This window comes from Viridibacillus sp. NPDC096237, assembly GCF_050278625.1.
Taxonomy (GTDB): Bacteria; Bacillota; Bacilli; order Bacillales_A; family Planococcaceae; genus Viridibacillus.
In genome coordinates, this window is sequence record NZ_JBNNTI010000021.1 from 58,555 (window position 1) to 64,554 (window position 6,000).

The 6,000-nt window shown below is 32.1% G+C and carries 7 protein-coding genes and 1 pseudogene; 2 read left to right on the forward strand and 6 right to left on the reverse strand.

Going from position 1 to position 6,000, the window contains the following annotated elements; all coding sequences use genetic code 11:
• Window positions 1-646: 646 nt before the first annotated feature.
• The 5 genes and pseudogenes from ACQKMD_RS12930 to ACQKMD_RS12950 all read right to left on the reverse strand — a co-directional run bounded on the left by ACQKMD_RS12930 (window position 647) and on the right by ACQKMD_RS12950 (window position 3,475).
• Window positions 647-853 carry a hypothetical protein gene (locus ACQKMD_RS12930; protein ID WP_427752547.1) on the reverse strand — a complete coding sequence of 69 codons (207 nt, stop codon included), beginning with the start codon at window positions 851-853 and terminating at the stop codon, window positions 647-649.
• 353 nt (window positions 854-1,206) lie between these two features.
• A pseudogene (locus tag ACQKMD_RS12935) lies at window positions 1,207-1,328 on the reverse strand (IS256 family transposase); the annotation flags it as partial.
• A 109-nt stretch (window positions 1,329-1,437) separates the two neighbouring features.
• Window positions 1,438-1,836, reverse strand: a complete 399-nt coding sequence (locus ACQKMD_RS12940; protein ID WP_427752548.1) for a hypothetical protein — start codon at window positions 1,834-1,836, stop codon at window positions 1,438-1,440.
• A gap of 278 nt (window positions 1,837-2,114) precedes the next feature.
• On the reverse strand, window positions 2,115-2,807 hold the full coding sequence (locus ACQKMD_RS12945) for a PdaC/SigV domain-containing protein (RefSeq protein WP_427752550.1): 693 nt from the start codon (window positions 2,805-2,807) through the stop codon (window positions 2,115-2,117).
• Window positions 2,808-2,908: 101 nt separating this feature from the next.
• A complete protein-coding gene (locus ACQKMD_RS12950) occupies window positions 2,909-3,475 on the reverse strand; it encodes a helix-turn-helix domain-containing protein (protein ID WP_427752551.1) in 567 nt (188 codons plus the stop codon).
• A gap of 180 nt (window positions 3,476-3,655) precedes the next feature.
• Between ACQKMD_RS12950 and ACQKMD_RS12955 the strand changes: the two genes are divergently transcribed.
• A complete protein-coding gene (locus ACQKMD_RS12955) occupies window positions 3,656-4,621 on the forward strand; it encodes a DMT family transporter (RefSeq protein WP_427752555.1) in 966 nt (321 codons plus the stop codon).
• A gap of 501 nt (window positions 4,622-5,122) precedes the next feature.
• Complete coding sequence (locus tag ACQKMD_RS12960; RefSeq protein ID WP_427752552.1) at window positions 5,123-5,863, forward strand: glucosaminidase domain-containing protein; 741 nt, start codon at window positions 5,123-5,125, stop codon at window positions 5,861-5,863.
• A gap of 50 nt (window positions 5,864-5,913) precedes the next feature.
• Here ACQKMD_RS12960 and ACQKMD_RS12965 read toward each other — a convergent pair.
• The coding region (locus tag ACQKMD_RS12965; protein WP_427752556.1) for an IS3 family transposase at window positions 5,914-6,000 on the reverse strand (87 nt) is incomplete at its 5' end.

Below are 6,000 nucleotides of genomic sequence, written 5' to 3' on the forward strand. Positions count from 1 at the left end.
TCACCGTCTTTAGGAATTACGTATATTTCATTGCTAGCATTGTTAGTACTTACTTGTAACTGAACTTTTTTAGATTCTGTAAAAGGTAAGTCGGTTTTACTTCTTGCTAAAGTTCTTGACCATATATTCCAAGTACCTATGTGATTGGTTATTAGATTATCGTCATCAATTATTTCACCTTCTTCACTTTCTTAGTAATCTTCGTCATCATAATTATCTTTGTCGTCGTAGTCATCTTCTTCATCCTCATCGTCGTATTCTTATTTATACTTGTGATCATCGTCATCAGCTTTGACTATGAATCCATCAGTATATGCCCCACTAAGTAACATCATTATCGCTAAACCTATTTTTTTACGCATTTGATCACCTTTTCTTTTTATTTGACTTCATTTTAGAGAATTATTATGAATTTTTACCCGTTAAATTCTTAAAGAAAAAACAACTTATGAATTTAGTCATAAGCTGCTCTTCAATATTAATTTATTGGATTAAATACTTGTTCAAATTTGATTATCTTCTTCTCAAAATTTGTACTTTATATTCACAAATATATTAAGTTTATCCAAACTAACATGTTGAAAATATTCACATAAATAGGATATTGCAATAAAAGTTTTTCATCAAAAGCAATATTTTCTTTAGGTCAGTTATCCTCCACCTCTAGTAAATAGATCCCTCTAGAAAAGCCTCCCCGTGTTTCTTTTTTCTCTAATCGAATTTGCTCAAGCTCTTCATAAGAAATCTCATATACTGCTAATGCTGTATGAACAAGCTCTAATATATCAGCTAACTCCTCAACCGCATCTTTTTGTACCGCTGCCTCTTTAAATTCAAGTGCTTCTTCTTGCATTTTTAATTTTATTTCTGTTAAATGCTCTGCAGGTGCTAATACGCGAGTTGAACATTCTTTCCCACTCTTTTCAATTACTTGTGGGATTAAATCTCGTACTAGTTTATTATATATCGTAATTTTTGATCACTCCTTCTATATTCGAACTGGTAGTTTTTTTATTTTATATATTGCAATAATAAGTATGTCGTAAATAATTAGTTAGTTAGTTAGTTAGTTAGTTAGTTAGTTAGTTAGTTAGTTAGTTAGTTAGTTAGTTAGTTAGTTAGTTAGTTTTTTTTATTTTCGTACATTACCAGGGACCATCAATATTTATGTGTAAATGAGTGTGATCTTTACTTGTAGACGCTCTTTTATTCTTTTGATTTGAACATTAATTCCAACTCTGCATGCGATTTGTCGAATCCTTATGAAATCGTGTACCGAAGCGTTGATTGTACTGATCAAACTGAGATACAAGAAAGCGTTCCAATGCTCTTATTTTCATGGCCTTTTATTTTAGGCTCTGTTACAGTTGAAATTTAAAACAGCATTGAATATAAGTCACTTAGAATCACGCTGTTTAGTTCTAAAGATTTCATATTCTATTTTTCTACAGTTCCCAACTGTTTGTAGTAGTTATCTACAATTGGATAAATATCTGGGTTTGAATTGTAATAGGTATCACCAATTTCACTTAATGTGAATTTAAATTCTTTTTCGCCATCAAAAAGAGTAATACCATATTGCCATCCTTTACGTTCTTCTTGATTATCTTGAGGAGTAAACTCTATATCTTTAATCAGAGATAGAAATTCATCAATTTGCTCTTGCTCAGTAATCGCTTTTGAAGCACCAGTTGAACCATCCTGAATGATGACTTTATCTACATTTTCAATTTTTGCATCTTTATAAAACTCTTTTAAAGATTGTGTTTTAGCGTCAGTACAAGCAGCTAGTATAAATAAACTGAACATTAAGATAAGGAAGAACGACTTTTTCATAAGACCATCTCCAAAAATATAAATTCATTGTTTAGCAGACTTACCATGTAACAAATAGTTTGCATTTTTCCATTGAGTATATGTAAGGATTAACATTTAATAATACATTTAACCTGCAAATCACTGCATTAATAATCTCTACCAATTTCATTACCAAACCTTCGAACATATATCCTTACCTCATTACGGAATATATGTTCGCAAAAAAACCAAATATCAACAATTATTTTTAACAGATCCTAATTTTAACCAAATATCATCGTAGTCCTCTACTAACCTTATCTACATGTTGTTGCCATTGGCAATTCAATTTGTCCAGATGAATAAGGAGCGATTTCGTATATTTGGAAAATGAGGTTGATTCCCGACTTAGCATTAGTCCAGTAATAAGGTGTCATACTTAAATTCATATTTTTATCAGCTAAAGGATATTTCTCTTTATCCGCAAGTATTTTCTTGATTGTACAAGTGGCTACTTTATTATATGCAGTGTTTGTTTTGAAATTTTGTTTCAGTGTAACTTCTTTACCTGAGTTTGTATTATAGTTATAGCTTTCACTGTAATACTCACCGTGTGCACCACCAGTATAGTAATACTTTGTTTTCACAATACTAACTTTGTTATTTTGATTGTATTTGACTGTAAAAAAGGTTTTGTATTCATATGTTGTATATTCTGATTTTGATAAACCGAGTTTTTTTCGGTCTTTATCGTATCTCTTTAGTATTTTCTTACGTTCTTTATATTCTTGCTTCGCTAATTTTTTGAAGTCAGCATTGATTTTTTCTTGTCTTTGTTTATTTTTCATGCCACTGATTTGTGGATATTTTATATTGCTATTAAACAGATATTTGTGGGTTTTGACCGACACTGCCTTATTCGTTTCGGCATGCATTGATAAAGGACTAAAAGAAAATATTAATAACATCGCCATAAGCAAACCACACATTATAGTAAGTAATCTTTTCATACGCCACGCCTCTCACTTTTAATTTTCTTTCAGTATACCCTAATTTACTTTTCCGATGATTTCATTAAATCAAAATTATTTTTTACGTTCCTTACACTTAATCATTTATAATTTATCGCTAAATGTAGTACGGCCTGTTCATCACTTAAATTTTTATAGGAGTGTTTTTCACTCGCAACAAATTGTATCGTATCAAACTTATTAAGCGTATAAGATGATTCCCCAATTGTTATTTCAACTTCTCCCGACATAACTGTAGCAATTTCTATAGCACCTGGATGATGGTCTTCTGGTTCATATTTACAACGAGGCTGTAAGTAAGCTCGATACATTTCCGTACTTCCTCTGACGTCATTAAATAAAGGCTCAATAATCCACTCTTGGCCACTTCCAAATAATTTTGGACCTTGTCCCGCACGTAAAATATTGATATTATTCTCCGGTTTTAAAAGTGCCATTAAAGGTACTGAAAGACCATTCGCAACTTTCCATATCATACCTAGCGTCGGATTCGTTTCGCCACGTTCAATATTACCTAGCGTTAATTTACTTACTCCTGTTTTTGCAGCCAAATCCTCTAAACTTAATTTTTGGTCCTTTCTTAGTTCACGAAGTTTCGTTCCGACAAATTGAATTAATTGCTGTGTTTCATCCTTATTTGAACTCATATTTTTTCACTCCTTAATTTATATATACTTAACTTTTTATAATTTTTAATAAATTATAACATATCTTTTCGAGACAATAATAATATATACAACCCAATCAATAGTATATTATACTTTACTTTAATACATAACAGGTATAGTATGTATTACCGTATTAAAGAAAAAAAGAGGTGATAAATGATGAGAGCAGTATTAGTTGGGATATTATCTTCCCTATTTTTTTCAGCTACTTTTATAATAAATAGAGCGATGAATCTTGATGGAACAAGTTGGGCATGGACAGCTTCTTTACGTTTTATTTTGGCAATTCCATTCCTTCTTCTTATCGTGGCATTCCGAAAAAATTTAGGACAATTAATTCGTGAAATGGCGAAGAATCCTTTTCAATGGTTATTATGGGGAACACTTGGTGGCGTAGGTTTTTATTCATTATTAAGTTTCGCGGCAGTTTATGGCCCGTCATGGTTAACATCAGGTACTTGGCAAGTAACCATTTTAGCTGGCGCTTTACTTTCTCCATTATTCTTTGTAACGGTGTCATCTGAGGATGGAGATAAAAGAGTTCGACAAGCGATACCTTTTAAGAGCTTACGAGTGTCTGTTATCATTCTATTTGGTGTAATTTTAATGCAAGTAAATCAGGCAGGACATATAAGTGTCAAAGAGTTTATATTAGGTTTTATACCAGTTGTTATTGCTGCCTTTTTATATCCATTAAGTAACCGTAAAATGATGGAGATGTGTCAAGGGAGAATCGATACTTTCCAACGTACATTAGGAATGGCGATTAGTAGTTTACCAGTTGCAATTATTTTTGGTATTTATGGAACGGTTACAGTTGGATTACCGACAGGTTCACAATTTGGTCAGGCATTACTACTGGCTCTATCATCCGGTGTAATTGCGAGTCTTCTCTTCTTTTTAGCAACGGATATGGCAAAAAACAATATGGGTTTACTTGCAGCTGTTGAATCTACGCAAGCTGGTGCCATGATCTTTACTGTTATTGGTGAAGTTATATTGTTAAATGGAATATTCCCTAAAGGTCTATCATTGTTTGGTATGATTCTTGTTATAACCGGAATGGTTGTAAATAGCCTGGTCAATGGTAAGCAAAGAAGTATTAGTAAAAGAAAATTGGGATAGGTAAATGTAAACTCCCCCTCCTTTAATCATTCATTCTATCAATTTTGAGATGATAGACTCAAATATTAAAAGCGCTAGTTGGATAGACTAAATTGAAACAAATAAGGCTAGTACTAAAGACTAAAGCGATCAACTTTTTTAAGATTGGTTGCTTTCTTCATGTTCCCCTTTCGATATTTTCTCATCAATGAGTTTACTCCTTAAATGAAAATGCATATATTAAATTGAAAAACATCAATTATATAGTTTCCATTTAGGTATTAAATATTTTTATTATTGTACAAAAGTAAACAACAAAATACGGAACTATCTCACTTTCAAGCGCGTCCTAGTAAATACAGACTTTATGCAAAGATATCTTTGCTTTTTTTTATCTAATTGCTTTACAATAGTAGAATAGTAAGACTTTTATATTTTTAGAGAATATATGGAAGGAGGAAGGTTTTGCAAATTTGCAATACCATCAAATGAATGAAACTACTACCAAAATTACTAATAGGTATGATTATAGTTCTCGCCTTTATCGGTATATCTATTTATGTTTTAGTGCAACAATTTGAAAATTCACGAAACCATGCTGACACTTCTAAGCAAGAATACGTTGAAGAAAGTAAAAGTGTCGAAGAGTTCATTGGTTCCATTTCAGAAACAGCGCGTACACTTGCTGCAGAAAATGATCTATACGCTTCTGTTATGATTGCTCAAGCAACTCTTGAGAGTGAATATGGTCAAAGCGGCCTCGGTTCTTCACCAAATAATAATTTATTTGGCATGAAGGGAAAGTATAAAAACGACTCAGTGAAACTTGAAACGTCTGAAGATGATGGCAAGGGTAAAATGACAACCGTAATGGCTGATTTCCGTAAATACCCTTCCTATGAAGAATCTTTAGAGGATTACGTACGTTTACTACGCAAGGGTCTTTCTTGGAATAAAAAGTTTTACACTGGCGTTTTCAAAAGTAATACTAAATCCTATAAAGATGCTACAAAGCATTTAACAGGATCCTATGCAACCGATTCAAAATACAACAAAAAACTTAATAAACTTATCGCTGAATATGACCTCACTCAATATGATAAACCAGTTAAAAATAAAACTACCATCAAAGTAGAAGATGGCGACTCACTTAATCATATTGCTGAAACCTATAATGTTAAAGTTACTTCCATTAAACAATGGAATAAATTGAACACAGAAACTATTGAAACTGGACAACAGCTAGAAATTTTTCAATATTAAAAGATGATGACCCGGGTTAAGGTAGTGACCCCTTAAAGTTAGAGTTTTTATTATGCGGCTGATTGGTTGGTTTGAGTTCGGTATTGCACGGGACTTAGACCAGCCAATTTTGCTTTAATTCGTTTGTTATTGTAGTA